Consider the following 17,179-nt stretch of genomic DNA (forward strand, 5'->3'; position numbering starts at 1 on the left):
AGCGAATCCGTGATGCAGTTCCTTCTGGCGTTGATCGTCGCCGGACCGCTCCTCGGCGCGGCCGCCGCTCTCCTCCCGGCCCCGCCCGGGCTGAAGGGGAAGTCCCCGGACCAGGCGGTGCTCCGCCACGGCGTCACCGTCACCGGCGTGGTCCTCCTCGCGGCGATGGTCCTCGTCCTCGGCTTCGACCACGACCAGCCGTCGAGGATGCAGGCCACGACGGACATCAGCTGGATCAGGGCACTCGACGTGCGCATCCACCTCGGTGTCGACGGCATTTCCCTCCCCCTCCTGGTCCTCACCGCGCTCCTGAGCTTCCTCTGCGCGCTGTACAGCTACTACAAGATGCCGAGCGGGCCCTCCCCCAAGGGCTTCGTCGCGCTCCTCCTCGTCCTGGAGTCCGGCACCCTCGCCACCTTCGCCGTCCTCGACCTGATCCTGTTCTTCCTGGCCTTCGAGATGGTCCTCATCCCGATGTACTTCCTCATCGCCCGCTGGGGCGGCGAGGGCAAGCAGGCCGCGGCCTGGAAGTTCATCCTCTACACGCTGCTCGGCTCCGTCGTCATGCTGCTCGGCCTGCTCCTCATCGGTGTGAAGTCGGGCACATTCGACATGGTGGCACTCGCCACTGACAACGGCCGCGGGCTGACCACATCCGTGCAGGTCATCGCCGTTCTCGCGATCGCCGTCGGGCTCGCGGTGAAGACCCCGATGTGGCCGCTGCACAGCTGGCTCCCGGACGCCCACACTGCCGCCCCGACGGTCGGCTCGGTCCTCCTCGCCGGCGTCCTGCTCAAGATGGGCACGTACGGCTTCGTCCGGATCGTCCTGCCGATCGCCCCCGACGGCATGCGGACCTTCGCCCCCTACCTCGCCGCCTTCGCCGTCGCCGGGATCATCTACGGATCGCTCGCCTGCCTGGCCCTCGCCAGGCCCGGCAACAAGGGCGACCTCAAGCGCCTCATCGCGTACTCCTCCGTCGGCCACATGGGCTTCGTCCTCCTCGGCATCGCCACCATGACCCCCACCGGAGTCAACGGCGCCCTCTTCGCCAACATCGCCCACGGCCTCGTCACCGGCCTGCTCTTCTTCCTGGTCGGCGCGGTCAAGGACCGGTACGGCACCGCCGACCTCGACACCCTCGCGGGCGCCACGGGCGCCGCCCTCTACGGCCGTGCCCCGCGCCTCGGCGCCCTCCTCGCCTTCGCCGCCGTCGCCTCGCTCGGCCTGCCGGGCCTGGCCGGGTTCTGGGGCGAGATGCTGGCCCTCTTCGGCGCCTTCGAGCCGGCCGAGGGCCTCAGCCGCCCCGCCTTCCTCACCTTCATGGCCATCGGCGCGTTCGGCACGCTCCTCACCGCCGCGTACCTCCTCCTCGTCGTCCGCCGCGTCTGCATGGGCGGCCCCCGGCCCGCCGGGGAGACGCCGATCGCCGACGTCCAGGGGTACGAGCTCGCCGCCTGGACCCCGCTCGTCGCCCTCACCGTCCTCGCCGGACTCTGGCCCGCCGTCCTCCTCGGCCTCACCGACCCGGCCGTCCAGAAGCTCCTCGCCGGAGGCACCCAGTGACGTCGCCGCTCGTCCAGTCCGTCGACTGGCTCACGATCGCGCCCCCCACCCTGACGGCCGTGGTCGCACTCGCCGTGCTCGTCGCCGACCTCTTCGTCCCCGAGGAGCGCAAGCGGCTCCTCGGCTGGACCGCGATCGGCGGCCTCGTCGCCGCCCTCGCCCTGCTCCTGCCGCTGCGGGCCGGCGACCGCTCCACCTTCTGCCTCACCGCGGACACCCAGATCAAGGCCTGCAGCTACACCGCCGACCACTTCACCCTCGTCATCCAGCTGCTCGTCCTCGGCGGCGCGCTCCTCACGGCGCTGCTCTCGCTCACCGAGACGAGCGGCCCCCTCGGGTCCCGCAAGCCCACCGGGGCCCGCGAAGGCAAGCCCACCGGGACCCGCGAGAAGCTGCCGGCCGGCGAGTTCTGGTTCCTGCTGCTCGCCTCGGCCGCGGGCGCGGCCCTGCTGCCCGCCTCCCGGGACCTCGCGACCCTCGTCGTCGCCCTGGAGGTGGCCTCGCTGCCCGCCTTCGCGCTCGTCGGCCTCAAGCGCGGCGACCGCAGGTCCGGCGAGGCGGCGCTCAAGTTCTTCCTCTCCTCCGTGACCGCGACCGCCGTCACGCTCCTCGGCGTCAGCTTCGTGTACGCGGCGACCGGCACCCTCCACCTCACGGAGCTCGCCCAGCGCCTCGACGGCGTGCCCGCTCAGCTCCAGACCCTCGCCGAGGCGGGCGTGGCCCTCACCCTCGTCGGCTTCGCCTTCAAGACGGCCGCCGTCCCGTTCCACTTCTGGGTACCCGACACATACGTCGGAGCCCCGCTGCCCGTCGCCGCCTACCTCTCGGTGGTCGGCAAGGCCGTCGGCTTCACCGGGCTCATCCTGGTGACGGTCGTCGCGTTCCCCTCGTACGCCGACGTGTGGGGTCCGGCGCTCGCCGTCCTCGCCGCGCTCACCATGACCGCGGGCAACGTCGCCGCCCTGCGCCAGCTCTCCACGCGCGCGTGGAGCGCGGTCCGGCTGCTCGCCTGGTCCTCCGTCGCCCAGGCGGGCTATCTCCTGGTGCCGATCGCCGCCGCCGCGTACTCCAGCGACGACCAGATCGGCGCCACCGTCGCGTACGCCCTGATGTACGCCGTCGTGAACCTGGGCGCGTTCGCGGTCGTCGCGCTCGTCGCCCGCCGCCGCCCCAGGAACCGGATCGCGGACTACCGCGGTCTGTACGCGGCGAGCCCCGCCGCCGCCCTCGCGCTCGCGTTCTTCCTGCTGAACCTGGCCGGTCTGCCCCCGGGCATCATCGGCCTCTTCGCCAAGGTGACCGTCTTCTCGGCGGCCGTCGACGCGGGCCTCGGCTGGCTGGCCGTGATCATGGGCGTCAACGTCGTGATCGCCCTGTACTACTACCTCCGCTGGACGGCCCTGCTCTTCCGTACGCCGGAAGGAGCCGCCGAGGAGCCGTCGGCGCGGGCCGCCCGCAAGAGCCCCGTGCCGATCACCCTGGCGATCGCGCTGACCGCCGCCGCGGCGGTCCTCCTGTCGGGGTACCCCCAGTTCGCCCTCCGTTTCGCCGCCGACAGCCTCTTCTGACGGCCCTCCGGCAGCCCCTCGACCCGAACGGCCCACAGCGCCCCCGGTACGGCCGGGGGAACCCGAACCTCCCGCCTGGCGTTGACCAGTACGGAAGGGTCCACTGAATGCGTGGACGACCACGAAGCAAAGGGTTCCCCTGCCGCACCACTTGGAGGGCGTACCGTGCACCGCCGGCACAACGGGCTGAGGACCGCCGTACTCCTCGGAGGGCTCTCGGCCCTCATCATCGTCATCGGCAGCTTCTTCGGACGTACGGGGCTGATCGTCGCGCTCGTCGTGGCGCTCGGCACCAACGCGTACGCGTACTGGAACAGCGACAAGCTGGCGCTGCGGGCCATGCGCGCGCGCCCGGTGAGCGAGTTCGAGGCGCCCGCCCTGTACAGAATGGTGCGCGACCTCTCCACCCAGGCCCGCCAGCCGATGCCCCGGCTCTACATCTCGCCCACCCAGGCGCCGAACGCCTTCGCGACCGGCCGCAACCCGCGCAACGCGGCCGTGTGCTGCACCGAGGGCATCCTCGCGCTCCTCGACGAGCGCGAGCTGCGCGGAGTCATCGGCCACGAGCTGAGCCACGTCTACAACCGGGACATCCTCATCTCCTCGGTCGCCGGAGCGCTCGCCTCCGTGATCCTGTTCCTGGTCAACTTCGCCTGGCTGATCCCCGTCGGCCGCTCCAACGACGACGACGGCCCCGGCCTGCTCGGCATGCTCCTGATCATGATCCTGGGCCCGGTGGCCGCCTCGGTCATCCAGCTCGCCATCTCCCGCTCCCGCGAGTACGAGGCCGACGCCTCCGGCGCCCAGCTCACCGGCGACCCGCTCGCCCTGGCCAGCGCCCTGCGGAAGCTGGACGCCGGCACCAAGCAGCTGCCGCTGCCCGCGGAGCCCCGGATCGAGACCGCGAGCCACATGATGATCGCGAACCCCTTCCGACCCGGCCAGGGCATGTCCAAGATGTTCTCCACCCATCCGCCGATGGCCGAGCGAATCGCCCGGCTCGAACAGATGGCAGGTCACCGCCCGTGAAGACGATCCTCAACGTCATTTGGCTGATCCTGTGCGGATTCTGGATGTTCCTGGGCTACATGCTCGCGGGCGTCCTGCTCTGCATCACGATCATCGGCATCCCCTTCGGGCTCGCCGCCTTCCGCATCGGGATCTACGCCCTCTGGCCCTTCGGGCACACGGTCGTCGACCGCAGCGACGCGGGCGCCCCCTCCTTCGTCGGCAACGTCCTGTGGCTGATCCTCGCGGGCTGGTGGCTCGCCCTCGGCCACATCGCCACCGGCATCGCGCTCTGCGTCACGATCATCGGCATCCCCCTGGGCATCGCGAACTTCAAACTGATCCCGGTGTCCCTGCTCCCCCTGGGCAAGGACATCGTCCCGACGAACCGGTAGCCCTAACCCCGACCCGGTGCCGGCCGCCCCCGGCCGACCGCCCACGCCACCACCCCCGCCGCCACGACCCCCGCCCCCGCCAGCACCGACCCCAGGGGCAGCGCCAGCGCGAGTGCCCCGCAACCGGCGAGGCCGAGCGCGGCGAGGGGCCGGCTGCGGCCGCCCAGGGTCCAGGCGGACGCGTTCGCGATGCCGTAGTAGACGAGCACGCCGAAGGACGAGAAGCCGATCGCGCCCCGCACGTCCGCCGTCGCCGCCACCACGGCCACCACCGCACCCACCGCGAGCTCCGCCCGGTGCGGCACCTGGAAGCGGGGGTGCACGGCGGCGAGCGCGGTCGGCAGGTAGGCGTCCCGCGCCATCGCCAGGGTCGTACGGGACACCCCGAGGATCAGCGACAGCAGCGAGCCCAGCGCCGCGACCGCCGCGCCCACGGTCACCACCGGCACGAGCCAGCCGGCGCCCGCCGCGCGGGCCGCGTCGGTGAGCGGGGTGGCGGAGTCGGCGAGAGCCGCGGGGCCGAGGACGGTGAGCACGCTCACCGCGACGAGGACGTACACGGCGAGGGCGATCCCCAGGGCCACCGGCACCGCCCGGGGGATCGTCCGGGCCGGATCGCGGACCTCCTCGCCGAGCGTGGCGATCCGCGCGTACCCCGCGAATGCGAAGAAGAGCAAACCCGCGGCCTGGAGCACCCCACCCGCCGTGAGCTCCTCGCCGACCGCGAACGGCGCCGCCCCGCCGGCCCCGAGGGACACCGCCGAGACGGCGGCGAGGACGGCGAGGACCACGGCCACGATCACCCGTGTGAGCAGCGCCGACTTCTGGACTCCGCCGTAGTTGACGGCGGTCAGGGCCACCACGGCGGCCACCGCCACCGCGTGCGCGTACCCCGGCCAGGCATACGCCCCGACCGTCAGGGCCATCGCCGCGCACGAGGCCGTCTTGCCCACCACGAAGGCCCAGCCGGCCAGATAGCCCCAGAAGGATCCGAGGCATTCGCGACCGTACACATAGGTGCCGCCCGAGCGGGGGTAGCGGGCCGCGAGCCGGGCCGAGGCCATGGCGTTGCAGTACGCGACGACGGCGGCGACCCCGAGCGCCACGAGCAGCCCGCCCCCCGAACCGGCCGCTCCGGCGGCGGGCCCGAGCGCGACGAAGATCCCGGCCCCGACCATGGCGCCGAGGCCGATCACGACCGCGTCGAAGACGCCGAGGGACCGGCGCAGCTCTGGACTCATGCGCGGCAGCCTAGGGCTTGTCAGGACGGGCCCTGGAGCCCGGTCTCCCGAAGGGTGATGTTGAGCCGCCCGGTGAGACCCAGCGCCGGTTCGGCCGTCCCCGGGAACACCTTGGGCACCCCGTGGTGGACCCACCGCGAGGCCCCGCCGAAGACGAAGAGGTCGCCGGAGACCAGGTCGACGTCCTGGTACGGCTGCCCCCGGCCCTCCTCGTTGCCGAAGCGGAACACGCACCGGTCGCCGAGGCTCAGCGACACCACCGGCGCGCCCGAACGCTCCTCCCGGTCCTGGTGCATGCCCATCCGCGCCCCCGGCGCGTAGAAGTTCACGAGCGCGGTGTCGGGAGCGAAACCGCCGTCGTCCCCGTACGCCTCGGCGACCGCCTCACGCCCCAGGGCGACGAGCCAGCCGGGCAGTGCGACGCCCACCGTGTCGAGATAGCGGTACGGCACCCACTGCCGGCCGAGGCACAGCGACCGCACCGACATGACACCCCCGCCGGGCAGCACGGTCTGCCGGTACGGCACGGGCCCGCGCCCCCACTCCCGGCAGGCGTCCACCAGCTCCCGCTGCCGCGCGAACGGGAGCCACGCGGGCACGTGCACGGCGCCGGGCGCGATCTCGGCCCGCTCGCGGGGGAAGAGCCCCTCGGTCACACGAGGACCCCTTCGAGGGCGAGGAGCCGTTCCTTCCGCTCAAGCCCGGCGGCGTACCCGCGCAGGCTCCCGTCGGCCCCGATCACCCGGTGGCAGGGCCGCACCAGAAGCAGCGGATTGCGCCCGATCGCCGTCCCCACGGCCCGGACCCCGGCCCCGGCGGAACCGACCCGCCGGGCGATCTCCCCGTACGAGACGGTCGTGCCGTACGGGATCTCCTCCAGGGCCTCCCAGACCCGCCGCTGGAACCCGGTCCCGGCGTCGCTCGCGAGCGGCAGCTCGAACCGGTCCCGGCACCCGGCGAAGTACTCACCGAGTTGCCCGGCGACCTCGCCGAACGCCTCGGGCGCGAGCATCCAGCCGTCCTCGACCGCGACGGCGCCCTTCTGCCCCGGCAGGGACAGCGAACGCAGCACGGCACGGCCCCCTCCGGCGAGCTGCCCGACAAGCAGCATCTCGCCCAGGGGGCCGTCGACGTACGCGTACACGGTCATGGCTGGTTCCTTTCCCCGCACGGGTCTTCCATGTCCCAGTGTGCGGGGCCCACCAAGCCAGGGGCTGGCGCTTTTCGGACACGAGCCTCACGACCGACCCGCTACGGGGTCAGCGGTAGTTCACGAACTGGATCGCGAAGTCGAAGTCCTTGCCCTTGAGCAGCGTCTGCACGGCCTGCAGGTCGTCGCGGCTCTTCGAGCTGACCCGCAGCTCGTCGCCCTGGACCTGCGCCTTGACGCCCTTGGGGCCCTCGTCCCGGATGGCCTTCGCGACCTTCTTGGCGTTCTCCTGCGAGATGCCCTCGGTGACCGACGCGAAGAGCTTGTACTCCTTGCCGGACAGCTGCGGCTCGCCCTCGACGTCCAGCGACTTCAGCGAGATCCCGCGCTTGATCAGCTTGGTCTGGAAGATGTCGAGGATCGCGTTGACGCGTTCCTCGCCGTTCGCCTGCATCAGGATCTTCTCGCCGGACCAGGAGATCGAGGCGTTGGTTCCCTTGAAGTCGTAGCGCTGGGAGATCTCCTTCACGGCCTGGTTGAGGGCGTTGTCGACCTCCTGCCGCTCGACCTTGGAGACGATGTCGAAACTGGAGTCGGCCATGACTCGTGGCTCCTTGCTCGGATGCTGTGGGGTACAGCCCAAAGCCTAGGGGGTGTGCCACGGCCCGAACCGCTGATCAATCCGGTGGCGGACCACCCCCGGGGATCAGGTATTGTTTACGTCGTTGCCACGGAACACCGCCGAAAAGCGGCTCCACGGCAGCGATCTCATGGCGATGTGCCCGAGTGGCCAATGGGAGCGGACTGTAAATCCGTCGGCTTAGCCTACCCAGGTTCGAATCCTGGCGTCGCCACGCGATAAGAACGGCCCCTGATCTGCGGAAACGCGATCAGGGGCCGTCTGCGTGTAAAGGTGAGACCAGGGCCCGACTGTCTCGCCCTGTACCGCCCGATCACCCTCTCTACCAGCGTGTCTGGACGGGCTGTGGACGGGATATCCGGCCCGCCGTGAGCGGCTGCGACCGGGGCGCCGGTCAACTGCCGGCGGCGACGCTCACCGGTGCTGGTTCAGGCGGGCGGAGATCTTGGCGTTCGCGGCCTCGTCGCCCCCCTTGAGGAACTTCGCGTAGACGCGGAAGAGGACCCCGACCGAGTGCCCGGCCCGCTGGGCGACCAGCTGCGGCTCGACGCCGGAACTGAGCCACGTGGACACGGCAGCGTGACGAAGGTCATACGGCCGCTTGGCGAGCTTCGTCTCCCGCTCCGAATGGCTCAGGACATCCTCACGGGCGCCTGCCCAGACCTCCCCGTAGCCGCTCTCCTGGACCATGCCGCCCCGGGCGGTCCGGAACAGCCGGCCGTCGGCGTGGGTGCCGTACAGGGTGACGTGCCACCGGAGCATCGAGACCAGCTCGGGCGGGATCGGCACGTGCCGCACAGCCTTACGGGTGCGGTGCTTCAGCCCGCGCCGGTCATGGGCCTCGCCGGTATCCGTCCAGGAGCTACCCGAACGGGCCCGGCTCTCGCGGAGCCGGATGAGACCCCAGCCGCGACGGGGAAGGTCGCAGTCCTGGAGCCGTAATCCGACCAGCTCCCCGGGACGGCCGGCGGAGTAGTACATGCACCCGAAGAACGCTTCCAGGTGCCGCCCGCGGCTTCCCTGCTTCCGTACGCCGGCGAGGAGAGCGGCGGCCTGCTCCGGGTCCGGCACGGCTTCGGGGTCGACCTCCTCCTCGACTTTCTCGGGGGCCTTCCACTTGATCGCCGGGATCGGGTTCTCGGCTAGCAACTCGGCGTCGACGGCGAGGCCGAGGGCCTGGTGGAAGATGGCCCGCTTGCGGGCGATGACCGACCCTGCAGACGTCTTGCCGTCCAGGCGCCGGGTGCAGGCGTCCAGGGCCCGGCGTACGAGGATCCGATCCGCGAGCGAGGATGTGGGGACGGACTTGCGCTCCACCCAGGCGAGCAGCTCGGCCACGTCCTCCGGGGTCTCCTCCTTCCACCGGTTCACGTTGAAGCCCCAGGTGTAGAGCGCGCGGCGCACGGCCTTGTGGTCCGCCATGCCCTTCGTGTCTTTCAAGAGCGCGAGCGTCACGGTGGCCATGGCCTCAGCCAGGTTCCTGCGCGTGGAGGCGGGGGAGTGGTCCCACTTCATCTCCACGTAGTTCCGGGCGTGCTGGTACCAGGAGATGTCTTTAGCCTTCTGGACCATGGACTTCGGCAGGCCGCTGTCGACGTCCCAGGGCTCACCCTCGCGGGTCGCGGTGATGAACTGCGCGCGGCGGCTCTCCGCGAGCCCGAGCGTCAGGAACGACTCCGAGTGCGGCTTCGTACCGACCTGCCAGCGGAGCTGATAGGGCTTGCGGTACGGCCGCTTGCGGATGCTCCAGATCCGTACGGTGTAGCTCCAGTCGGTCACACGGTCTCCAGTTCGTTCAGGAAGGCGTCGAGCACGCTGCGGCGGATGCGCAGGTGTCCGTTGGGGAGGCGCTTCACCTCGGGGCCGTAACCGCGGTTGCGCCAGCGGTAGTAGGTGGCTCGGGTGATGCCGATCTCGGCGAGGACGTCGGTCAGGGGAAGCCACTCGTCCACGGGCTGACGGCGGCGGGCGGTGCGGGCCATCGGGTCTCCCTCTACGGAGTCGGGCGGGCGAATGTGTCCGAGGTGGTGATTTCTGCGTCACCCCGTCATCAGCGTCATTTGGGCCGCTGACCTGCGGGTTTGGGTGACACAAGGCGCGGAGTGCTGTGTCACCGGTGACGGAGCCGTCCGTCATCTGGTGACGCGAGTGACGAAGGGTGACGCAGACTTTGGGGCTCTGCGTCACCCTTGTTGATGCAGGTCAGGCCCAGTTTTCGGGGCCGTCGTGACGCAGGTGACGCAGCGTCTTCCTACTTAGGAAAAAGGCGGGGTCTGTGTCTGTTGTCGGGCGCGCCTTCGAGCGTGAATGGGGAGCCGCGAAGCGGCCCGCCTCTTGGGCGGCGGCGAGCCGCCGAAGAGCAAGAGGAGCACCCGCGGGCGATGGGCCGGGGGTGCTCCTCTTGCCTGTGCGGTGAGCCATACAGGGGCCCGGGGTGGGTCGCGGCACTTCCGTGGGCGGCCGGCTTCCTCGTGGATATTGCCGAGAGGTCACCGTGGGCCTGCTCGTAGTGTGAGCAGCATGTTTAGTTACGGTGTTGAAGACTTGGGCTGGGAGCTCATCGGGTGGGACGGTGACGAGGTCGAGGCCCATGTCATCAGTCTGACGTGGGACGAGATCCTGAGGCTCAACACGCTCTTTCCGGAGCGTGGGGAGGACAAGCTCCTCGCCACCGCCGTGTACCCGGTCGCGCCTGAGCGCTACGCGGCCATGCGGGCCGCAGTCCCTCGGCTGGAGTTCAAGGCTGGCCTTGATTACCAGCTCGGTGGATTCCGCCTGTCGTAGCTCCGGCGACGGGCGCGGCCTAAAGCAGTTCCTGCTGTTCGTCGGTCGGGGACTTGGGGCGGGTCATCTCGATGTAGCGGGCGGTGCGGGTGCGGCCCCAGTCGACGAGGACGCCGCGGGCGGCGAGAACGGGCTGGAGGCGCTTGAGACGGTCGGAGAGGACCTTTCCGGTGGTGGGCCACCCCTTGGGCAGGGGCCGGAACTCACCCTCCCCGGTGTAGAGCTGGGTGAGCGCGTGCAGCCACTCGGACGACGTCATCCGCACGTCGGTACCGGGTTCGACGCCGGCGGCGTGCTTGAGGACGGTCTGGGCCAGCAGGTCACCCTCGATGACGTCGTCGTTGAGGTCGTCCAGGCTCGCCCGGTATGCCCCCAGGGCCCCGAAGTTGCGGGCGGCATCGAGCTGCGCGCACAGGTGCGCGAAGTCCGCCATCCGCAGGTCGGTCGGGATGTCGGCCTGCGCGGCGCGGATCTCGACGGCGAGGTCGAGGACGGAGCCGAGGATCACAGGCAGCGCCTGGGCGAACTCCCGCCACAGCTCCGCCTCCGTCCGCCGCACCTGCGGCCGCTCCAGGCGGAGCGGAAGGAGACGCTCGGCGAGGTCGGGGCGGATGACGCCGACGTCGATCCCGGTCAGCAGCATCGGCCGGCGGTAGCGCGAGCGCACCACGTCGCCGTCGGTGAACAGGGCCCGCTTGATGTTCTCCGCGCCGGTGACGATGCAGCACATCAGGTCGGACAGGTCAGGGCCGAGGTGGGAGAGGTTGTCCAGGCCGGTGACCCATCCGGCGGCGACGGCGGTGATCAGGTTCTCCTCGTCCTTCGGCGCCCGGCGCAGGTCGCCGCTCATGCCCTCGATGATCCGCACCAGCATCTTCCCGGCCGTCGACTTCCCCGCGCCCTGCGGCCCGGTGAGGAACGGCGCGGGGACGGGAACGTCCGGGCCCAGGCACCCGACGAGCCAGGCCAGGGCCAGGCCTTCGGCACGTGCGTCGGAGAAGTTGCACAGCCGCATCAGCAGGTCGATGCCCTTGCCGTCGGTGTCCTTCACCGGAAGCGGCAGCTCGCCGGTGAGCTGGGTGCGGCGCCAGCAGATCTCGCGGGGGTCGGGGGCGAGGATGTCCCAGCCGCTGGGGTGGATACGGACGGACTTGCCGTCGTCGCGGCCGAGGTCGAGCCAGGTGGCGCCGTCGAATCCGGGGGCGACGCGGATGTGGACGGGCTGGACGCCCTCGGTGAGCGCGAGTGCTTCGATCAAGTCGAGTGCCTCCTTCAAGGCGGTTCCGTTGAAGACGCCGTGCCCGTCGCGGAACAGGCCGACCATGAGTTCCTGCCGGTGGCTTCCGGTCGTGCCCTGCGAGCGGATCGGACGGGCCACCGGGTGGCCGTTGCGCTGCGCGTACACGGTGCCGTCGACGGTCCGGAAGTACCGGAAATGGGCCTGCGCGTAGTCGGTGATGACCTCGCGGGCCGGGTTCTTCTCGTCCTCGGCCACGTCACATCCCCAGAGCGGTACGGGCGTTCGTCCACGCGTCCGTGCAGTGCCGGGGGGACTCCCCCTTGGCCTGCGCGGCGGTGAACAGGCGGGCGATGTGCGTCTCGGTGAGGCAGCCGCACCGGCCGTGGCCGGAGAGCACCGCGAGGAACGTCCGGTACACCGTCGCGTGCACCGCGCTGGTCGCATCGGTGATGCGCTGCTCCGCCATGGCGATGCCCCGCTCGAGGTAGGCGGGCGATCGGTGGCGGCACTCCGCGTCCCCGGCCGGGGCGGGCACGGTGACGGCACGCGGTGCGGGCTGGACGGTGGCGGGCTTCTTCACGGCGAGCGCGCGCACGACGTCCGGCAGGTCCGCCAGGGCGCCGGTGCCGGGACCGAGCCAGCGGGCGTAAGACATCGTGGACTTCAGGTCGACGCCCTCACGGACGCCGTTCACCGAACGCATGGCGCCCCGATAGATCCAGTGCTCGCCGCGGGTGGTGGTCACCGTCCGGGTGGGCGGGAGGGTCTGACGGGCCCAGGCGACCGCGTCGGCGTCGTCCAGGTCGACCACGGCCAGACCGGCGCCGCCGGGGTGGTAGGCGACGGCCCCGGCGTACCTCCATGCGGTCTTCCAGGCCGGGGAGGTGATGACGGCGGGGTCGGTGGTGGCGGCGGCCCAGGCGTGGCACGGCCACGGGCAGGCGCAGGGGCCGGGGGTCTTCATGTTCGGCCGTCCGCCGCAGGCGTTGTTGGCGCAGTTCCGGCAGTTGCCGAACGGGCCCTTCCCGACGCGCAGCGGCAGAACCGGCAGGCCGCCGGTGACCAGCCGCAGCGCCACATCGAGGTGTCCGGCTCGGGCGTCTCGCCGATCGAGGGTGGGTTGAGTCATGCTAGGTGTCTCCAGTTCTGTGAGATGTGCTGGTAGACGAGGGCGGCCCCAGGCTTTGGCGAGACGGGGGCCGCCCTCGGCGCAGCTAGCGATGGGCGTTGTAGCGGGCGTACTGCTGGCGGACGTAGTAGCGGGGGTCGCAGATGACGGCCGCGTCGTCGAAGTCCATGAGCTGGCGGGCGGCCTGGGTCGCGGCGTCGGTGGCGTCGCTGACGGCCGGGGCGACCTCGTCGCCGAGGGCGATGCGGTCGAGCAGGGCGGCCTTGCGTAGCCAGAACTCCCGGCCGGTGTGGGCGGTGAGCGGGTTGTCGGCGAGGGTGCGGACGGTCCAGCCGATCTCGTCGAGGATGCTCGGGGCGCCGGTGTAGGCCTGCGTCGGCGTGGGCCACTCGGTGGCCGGGTGATGGTCGGCGGTGACGTACAGGCGGGTCTTGTCGGTGCTGCGGGCGGTGTGGACGCGGGCCTGGCCGGTGGTGAAGACCTGGGCGAGCGCGGTGGTGATGCGGTCGGTGTCGGCGGGGTCGCAGATGATCCGGATCTCGAACACGGCGGTGGCTCCTCAGAGGTTCTGGACGGCCTGGATGAGGGATTCGGTGAGCTGGTTGATGGGCTTGGCGGCGCCGGTGGAGGCGAGGAAGAAGCCGAATCCGGCGGCGGTGAAGGCGGCGCCGGGGCTGAGGGTGTGGGCCCGGAGGAGGAAGAAGAGGACGAGTCCGAAGAGGGCGACCAGGGAGACGGTCACGACCATGGCGGGATCTCCTTCGACGGGGTGTGGGAGGGCTGGGTAGGGTGCGGGTACCTCGGGTGCTGACAAGCTCGGGGGCATGGCTGACGGCGCGTCCGCCTAGCTCCTGCTCGGAGCGGGGTACGTCTCATGACGTGTGCCGCCGGCCGCTTTCGTGTCCGGGGTCAGCGGGTGCCGGCGCGGTGGATCGCGCGGCTGTGGTTGCCCAGGCGCCGACCGACACGGAGGCGCTTGCCGTGGCCCTTGCAGCGGCGGCAGGGCTTGACCCGCTTAGGGCGGCCCTTGCGGTCCAGGACGGTCTTGCCGCCGAGTCCCGCGCACTTGCGGCAGGTCCCGAACGGCGACGCGGCACACAACAGCGTGTAACCGGCGAGAGTGGCGAGCAGGAGCAGCGTGCTAGCGATGAGCATGGACGGCCGTTTCCTCTCCAGGGCGGGATTCCGGAGTTTTCGCAGGTGAGCCGCTAGGCGCTAGTGCGCAGGTCAGCGGCCCTTTAGGGTGCTAGCGCGGCTGCTAGACCTAGCGGCCGGGGCCGCTAGGTCTAGCGGTGCTGCGACGGTCAGGCGGCGGCCCGATCGGCGTTACGGCGTGTGATGGCGGCGGTGATGTCGCTGCGGTCGATGCCGCGCCGGTTGGCACCCTTGCCCTCGTCCGTCGTGCCCCAGACCTGACCCGCCTTGATGCCGTAGGGCTTGAGCGCGGCGGTGACGTTCTCGCCCTTCCACCCGGCGTACGTGTCCGGCCGCAGACCCGTGAGGCGGGTGGCGATGCGCTCGCACCACACGGCTTTCTCGCCGTCGAGGATGACGTCGAGGACGTCGGCGAGGATGTCGGTGCCGGTGGTCTTGTCGGGTCCCTTGCCGATGGCGTGGCCGGTGACGTTGCCGTACTCCTCGCGGGCCTTACGGGCCCGGGCCACGACCTGCTCGGCGGCGACCGCGTCGACGAACGCGGAGGCGACGATGCGGGGGTCGTCGCCCTCGCCGGCCATCCAGCAAATGCCCCGGTCCGAGCGGGAGAACATCGTGGCCCGGTACCCCGACTTGTACATCGACGTACCGAGGACCATGTCGTTGGCGGGCTGGCCCATGACCTTCAGGCAGAACCGGAGGATCGCGTTCGCCGAGATGCCCGTGGGCAGCGACTTCGCGTCGGGGCGCTGGGTCCCGAACAGCGTCACGATGCCGAGGGCGGGGCCGCGCTTGACGAGGTCGGTGCAGATCGCTTCGATCTCCGCGCCGTGCTCGGCGTGCTCGAACGGGACCTGGCACTCGTCGAACCCGACCACGATCGGGTGCAGCCCGAGCGACTTGTCGTCCGCGAGGGCCGGGGTGACCTTCGATTCGGGGCAGCGGGAGCGCGGCAGGGACTTGATGACCTTCGCCCGGCGTCGCAGCTCTTCCTTCAGCTCCCGCAGGGCGGCGACGACGTAGCCGATGTCCTCGTCCTCCTCGCCGGCGCGGTAGCGGTGGCAGATGGGTTCCAGGGCGCCGAAGTCGCCGGTGCCCTTGAAGTCGAACGCGTGGATCTCCGCACGCGGGTCGAGGGCGGCGATCAGCAGGAGCAGCCGCATGAGGAAGGTCTTGCCCATGCGGGGGACGGAGCCGACGACGACGGCCGCGAACATCAGGGTCACCGACACGTCCCGCATGCGCTGGTCGTTGCCGAACACCACCGGCTTGAACAGGTCCACGGTGCCGGTCTTGAGCAGCGGCCAGGCGGGCTTGGTGGTCTCGTTCATCGGCTTGTCCCCGACCCATAGGGTCAGGCGGCCCTCGTGCTCGGTGGGGTCCGGCGAGGGCCACACGCAGCCGACCTTCCGCCGCAGACCGGAGGCCAGCGGCTTGCGGGCCTCCATGATGTCCTCCGGGGTGACGCCGTAGGGCAGGTCGAGATCGGCGCGGTATCCGGGCCCGTCGCGGACGATTTCGCTGGTGAACCTCAGGCCGTTCATGTCGCCGCCCTTCTTGATGGCGGCGGAGACCTTCGCGTTGCCGATCGAGTCCAGACCCCGGAGCACGATCGACCCGGTGAGCTTCTGGATCTCGGTCTTGAGCACGGCCGGACCGACGACCGGGGAGTCGGGCTGCTGCCCGGCCATGCCGAGCAGCAGGACCCCGCCGGTGGCGAACACGAACAGGTAGGCCGGGGCCACGACGTACAGCCACAGGGCGAAACCCGCGCCGAATACCAGGGACACGAGAGTGACCAGGCCACGCAGCCGGATACGGCCGGCGCGCAGCCGGGACAGCCGCATGTACTCCTCGACGTCCTCGGTCCGCACCGCGTAGTCGCGCAGCGGCGCGGCCTCCCGGTCCCACACCCACCGATTGGTGGAGGCGATGAACCGGCAGGTCCCCCGCGGGGACATCAGCGCCAGCCGTCCGGCATACACCGGGACGCGGACACCGTGGTAGAGCGCCGCGTAGCCGACATTGGCGCCGGTGTGGCGGGCTGTGGCGAGGAAGTCCCGGCGGTTGGTGAGCCACCCGGCCAGGACCGGCTTGCGCTTCTCGATGGTGACCTTCGGGTCGGGCAGGGACGGGTTGTCCACCGGCACAGGGGCGGTCGGGGTCTCGTCGTCATGGTCGATGTCGGGCACCGGCCGCAGGTGCGCGGTGGTGGGCGTCTCGGTCATGCTGGGGTTCTCCTGCTGCTCGTAAGGGCGAGGGAGGGGCCCGGGGCGGTCGGGATGCTTGCCGGCTGTCGGCCGCCCCGGGGCATAGCTACTTGCGCTTGCCGTCGTTGTTCTCGGCGCGCTTGCGGGCCTTGTCGATGACTCGCTCGATCTTCTTCTCCAGGTCGCCCTGGTAGACGGTGTCGCTGGCGATGGACCGCTTGCACATGCGGGCGACGTTGAGCGCGATGCGGGCGTGTTCTCCGGCGGTGAGCTTGGGGTAGTTCGGGTCCTGCTCGGTGCTCTTCTTGCTGGCCACGACCGGGTCCTTTCCGGTGCCGGGGCTGTCCCGACTCCCCACCCGCCCCCGGCGGTTGGCCAAGGGTGGGCAGGCAGGCGTCAGTCCTGCGGAAACGGAGCGGTGCGGGTCAGGACCCGACCTTGCGGATCTCGTGGGTGTGGACGAGGACCGGGGCGATCAGCCAACTGATCCGGTCGATGGTCCACCGGCCACCGGTGAGGGGGCCGGGCGGGACCTCGTCCAGGACGCGGCCGGTCTTGCCGATGGCGCGGGGGTCGTCCTCGCAGGCGACGATCAGCACCTTGTCTCCGGCACGGAACATGTCACTTCCCCTTCCGCGAGCGACGGGCCTTGCTGAGGGTCTTGGCGGCGGCCTGGCCGTCCGGTCCGCCGACCGACTTCACGACGGTCACGACGCCCCAGGTGAGGACGGTGGCGAGGAACGCGAGCAGGGCGAGGTTGGCGGCGATGGCGGTGAGTGCGCCGACCAGGAGGGGGCCGAAGTAGACCCCGGCGGCGACCGTGCCGGCGCCGATCCCGGAGCCGAGCGCGATCCGCTGGACCGTGCGGTCCGGTGGCGCCTGGTGGATGTGCTGGTGGACCACCTGCGGGGCGGCGGTCGGCTGGAAGGGGGCGGGGAGGTGGTCGGCGTAGGTGTAGGTGCCGTCCGGGAGCCGGATAACGGCGGCGGGTTCGGGAAGGTTCGACATGGGTTCTCCCAGGTCAGCCATGGCAGCTACAGTCACGGGCCATGGGGGCTCAGCAGAGGCGTACGAAGCCGTGCAAGTGGTGCGG

20 protein-coding genes and 1 tRNA gene are annotated in these 17,179 nt (G+C 71.0%); 6 read left to right on the forward strand and 15 right to left on the reverse strand.

Annotated elements, in window-relative coordinates; translation table 11 throughout:
• The first annotated feature begins 12 nt into the window (after positions 1-12).
• From ABT034_RS10095 to ABT034_RS10110, 4 genes are all read left to right on the forward strand, one after another.
• A complete protein-coding gene (locus ABT034_RS10095; RefSeq protein ID WP_351213740.1) occupies positions 13-1,566 on the forward strand; it encodes a complex I subunit 4 family protein in 1,554 nt (517 codons plus the stop codon).
• On the forward strand, positions 1,563-3,134 hold the full coding sequence (locus ABT034_RS10100; protein ID WP_351213296.1) for an NADH-quinone oxidoreductase subunit N: 1,572 nt from the start codon (positions 1,563-1,565) through the stop codon (positions 3,132-3,134). The genes ABT034_RS10095 and ABT034_RS10100 overlap by 4 nt, the downstream gene beginning before the upstream one ends.
• 165 nt (positions 3,135-3,299) lie before the next feature.
• Positions 3,300-4,163, forward strand: a complete 864-nt coding sequence (gene htpX, locus ABT034_RS10105) for a zinc metalloprotease HtpX (RefSeq protein ID WP_351213298.1) — start codon at positions 3,300-3,302, stop codon at positions 4,161-4,163.
• Positions 4,160-4,537 carry a YccF domain-containing protein gene (locus ABT034_RS10110; protein ID WP_351213300.1) on the forward strand — a complete coding sequence of 126 codons (378 nt, stop codon included), beginning with the start codon at positions 4,160-4,162 and terminating at the stop codon, positions 4,535-4,537. Before htpX ends, ABT034_RS10110 begins: the two co-directional genes overlap by 4 nt.
• Before the next feature lie 2 nt (positions 4,538-4,539).
• Here ABT034_RS10110 and ABT034_RS10115 read toward each other — a convergent pair whose 3' ends face one another.
• The 4 genes from ABT034_RS10115 to ABT034_RS10130 form a co-directional block, all read right to left on the reverse strand.
• Positions 4,540-5,778 (reverse strand): APC family permease, encoded by a 1,239-nt coding sequence (locus ABT034_RS10115; protein ID WP_351213302.1) that lies wholly within the window; start codon positions 5,776-5,778, stop codon positions 4,540-4,542.
• Between the two features lie 20 nt (positions 5,779-5,798).
• Positions 5,799-6,434 (reverse strand): alpha-ketoglutarate-dependent dioxygenase AlkB family protein, encoded by a 636-nt coding sequence (locus ABT034_RS10120; protein ID WP_351213304.1) that lies wholly within the window; start codon positions 6,432-6,434, stop codon positions 5,799-5,801.
• Complete coding sequence (locus ABT034_RS10125) at positions 6,431-6,928, reverse strand: methylated-DNA--[protein]-cysteine S-methyltransferase (protein ID WP_351213306.1); 498 nt, start codon at positions 6,926-6,928, stop codon at positions 6,431-6,433. Before ABT034_RS10125 ends, ABT034_RS10120 begins: the two co-directional genes overlap by 4 nt.
• Positions 6,929-7,037: 109 nt before the next feature.
• On the reverse strand, positions 7,038-7,529 hold the full coding sequence (locus ABT034_RS10130; RefSeq protein ID WP_351213308.1) for a YajQ family cyclic di-GMP-binding protein: 492 nt from the start codon (positions 7,527-7,529) through the stop codon (positions 7,038-7,040).
• A 171-nt stretch (positions 7,530-7,700) separates the two neighbouring features.
• Between ABT034_RS10130 and ABT034_RS10135 the strand changes: the two genes are divergently transcribed.
• Positions 7,701-7,782 (forward strand) — tRNA-Tyr (locus tag ABT034_RS10135).
• Positions 7,783-7,982: 200 nt separating this feature from the next.
• Here the strand turns inward: ABT034_RS10135 and ABT034_RS10140 are convergent.
• Both ABT034_RS10140 and ABT034_RS10145 read right to left on the reverse strand, forming a co-directional pair.
• The gene (locus ABT034_RS10140; protein WP_351213310.1) at positions 7,983-9,347 is read right to left on the reverse strand and encodes a tyrosine-type recombinase/integrase; all 1,365 of its coding nucleotides are present in this window, start codon (positions 9,345-9,347) and stop codon (positions 7,983-7,985) included.
• The gene (locus ABT034_RS10145; protein WP_221745650.1) at positions 9,344-9,550 is read right to left on the reverse strand and encodes a helix-turn-helix transcriptional regulator; all 207 of its coding nucleotides are present in this window, start codon (positions 9,548-9,550) and stop codon (positions 9,344-9,346) included. The genes ABT034_RS10140 and ABT034_RS10145 overlap by 4 nt, the downstream gene beginning before the upstream one ends.
• A 529-nt stretch (positions 9,551-10,079) precedes the next feature.
• Here ABT034_RS10145 and ABT034_RS10150 point away from each other — a divergent pair.
• Positions 10,080-10,352, forward strand: a complete 273-nt coding sequence (locus tag ABT034_RS10150) for a hypothetical protein (protein ID WP_351213312.1) — start codon at positions 10,080-10,082, stop codon at positions 10,350-10,352.
• Between the two features lie 19 nt (positions 10,353-10,371).
• On the opposite strand, the gene ABT034_RS10155 is transcribed toward ABT034_RS10150, so the two are convergent.
• The 9 genes from ABT034_RS10155 to ABT034_RS10195 form a co-directional block, all read right to left on the reverse strand.
• Positions 10,372-11,847 (reverse strand): AICE element replication initiation protein, encoded by a 1,476-nt coding sequence (locus ABT034_RS10155; protein ID WP_351213314.1) that lies wholly within the window; start codon positions 11,845-11,847, stop codon positions 10,372-10,374.
• Position 11,848: 1 nt separating this feature from the next.
• Entirely contained in the window at positions 11,849-12,721 is an 873-nt protein-coding gene (locus ABT034_RS10160; protein WP_351213316.1) for a bifunctional DNA primase/polymerase, read from the reverse strand.
• An 85-nt stretch (positions 12,722-12,806) separates the two neighbouring features.
• On the reverse strand, positions 12,807-13,268 hold the full coding sequence (locus tag ABT034_RS10165) for a hypothetical protein (RefSeq protein ID WP_351213318.1): 462 nt from the start codon (positions 13,266-13,268) through the stop codon (positions 12,807-12,809).
• Positions 13,269-13,280: 12 nt separating this feature from the next.
• Positions 13,281-13,469, reverse strand: coding sequence for a hypothetical protein (locus tag ABT034_RS10170; RefSeq protein ID WP_221745642.1), 189 nt, complete (start codon positions 13,467-13,469; stop codon positions 13,281-13,283).
• A gap of 161 nt (positions 13,470-13,630) precedes the next feature.
• Positions 13,631-13,876 (reverse strand): hypothetical protein, encoded by a 246-nt coding sequence (locus ABT034_RS10175; RefSeq protein ID WP_221745640.1) that lies wholly within the window; start codon positions 13,874-13,876, stop codon positions 13,631-13,633.
• Between the two features lie 149 nt (positions 13,877-14,025).
• Complete coding sequence (locus tag ABT034_RS10180) at positions 14,026-16,104, reverse strand: cell division protein FtsK (RefSeq protein WP_221745637.1); 2,079 nt, start codon at positions 16,102-16,104, stop codon at positions 14,026-14,028.
• A gap of 88 nt (positions 16,105-16,192) precedes the next feature.
• Positions 16,193-16,402: a DUF6257 family protein gene (locus tag ABT034_RS10185; protein ID WP_351213321.1), complete on the reverse strand. Its 210-nt coding sequence runs from the start codon at positions 16,400-16,402 to the stop codon at positions 16,193-16,195.
• A gap of 109 nt (positions 16,403-16,511) precedes the next feature.
• Positions 16,512-16,706: a hypothetical protein gene (locus tag ABT034_RS10190; protein WP_351213323.1), complete on the reverse strand. Its 195-nt coding sequence runs from the start codon at positions 16,704-16,706 to the stop codon at positions 16,512-16,514.
• Position 16,707: 1 nt separating this feature from the next.
• Positions 16,708-17,094, reverse strand: coding sequence for a DUF6251 family protein (locus ABT034_RS10195; protein WP_351213742.1), 387 nt, complete (start codon positions 17,092-17,094; stop codon positions 16,708-16,710).
• Positions 17,095-17,179 lie beyond the last annotated feature (85 nt).

Source organism: Streptomyces sp. NPDC002773, from assembly GCF_040295605.1.
Taxonomy (GTDB): domain Bacteria; phylum Actinomycetota; class Actinomycetes; order Streptomycetales; family Streptomycetaceae; genus Streptomyces.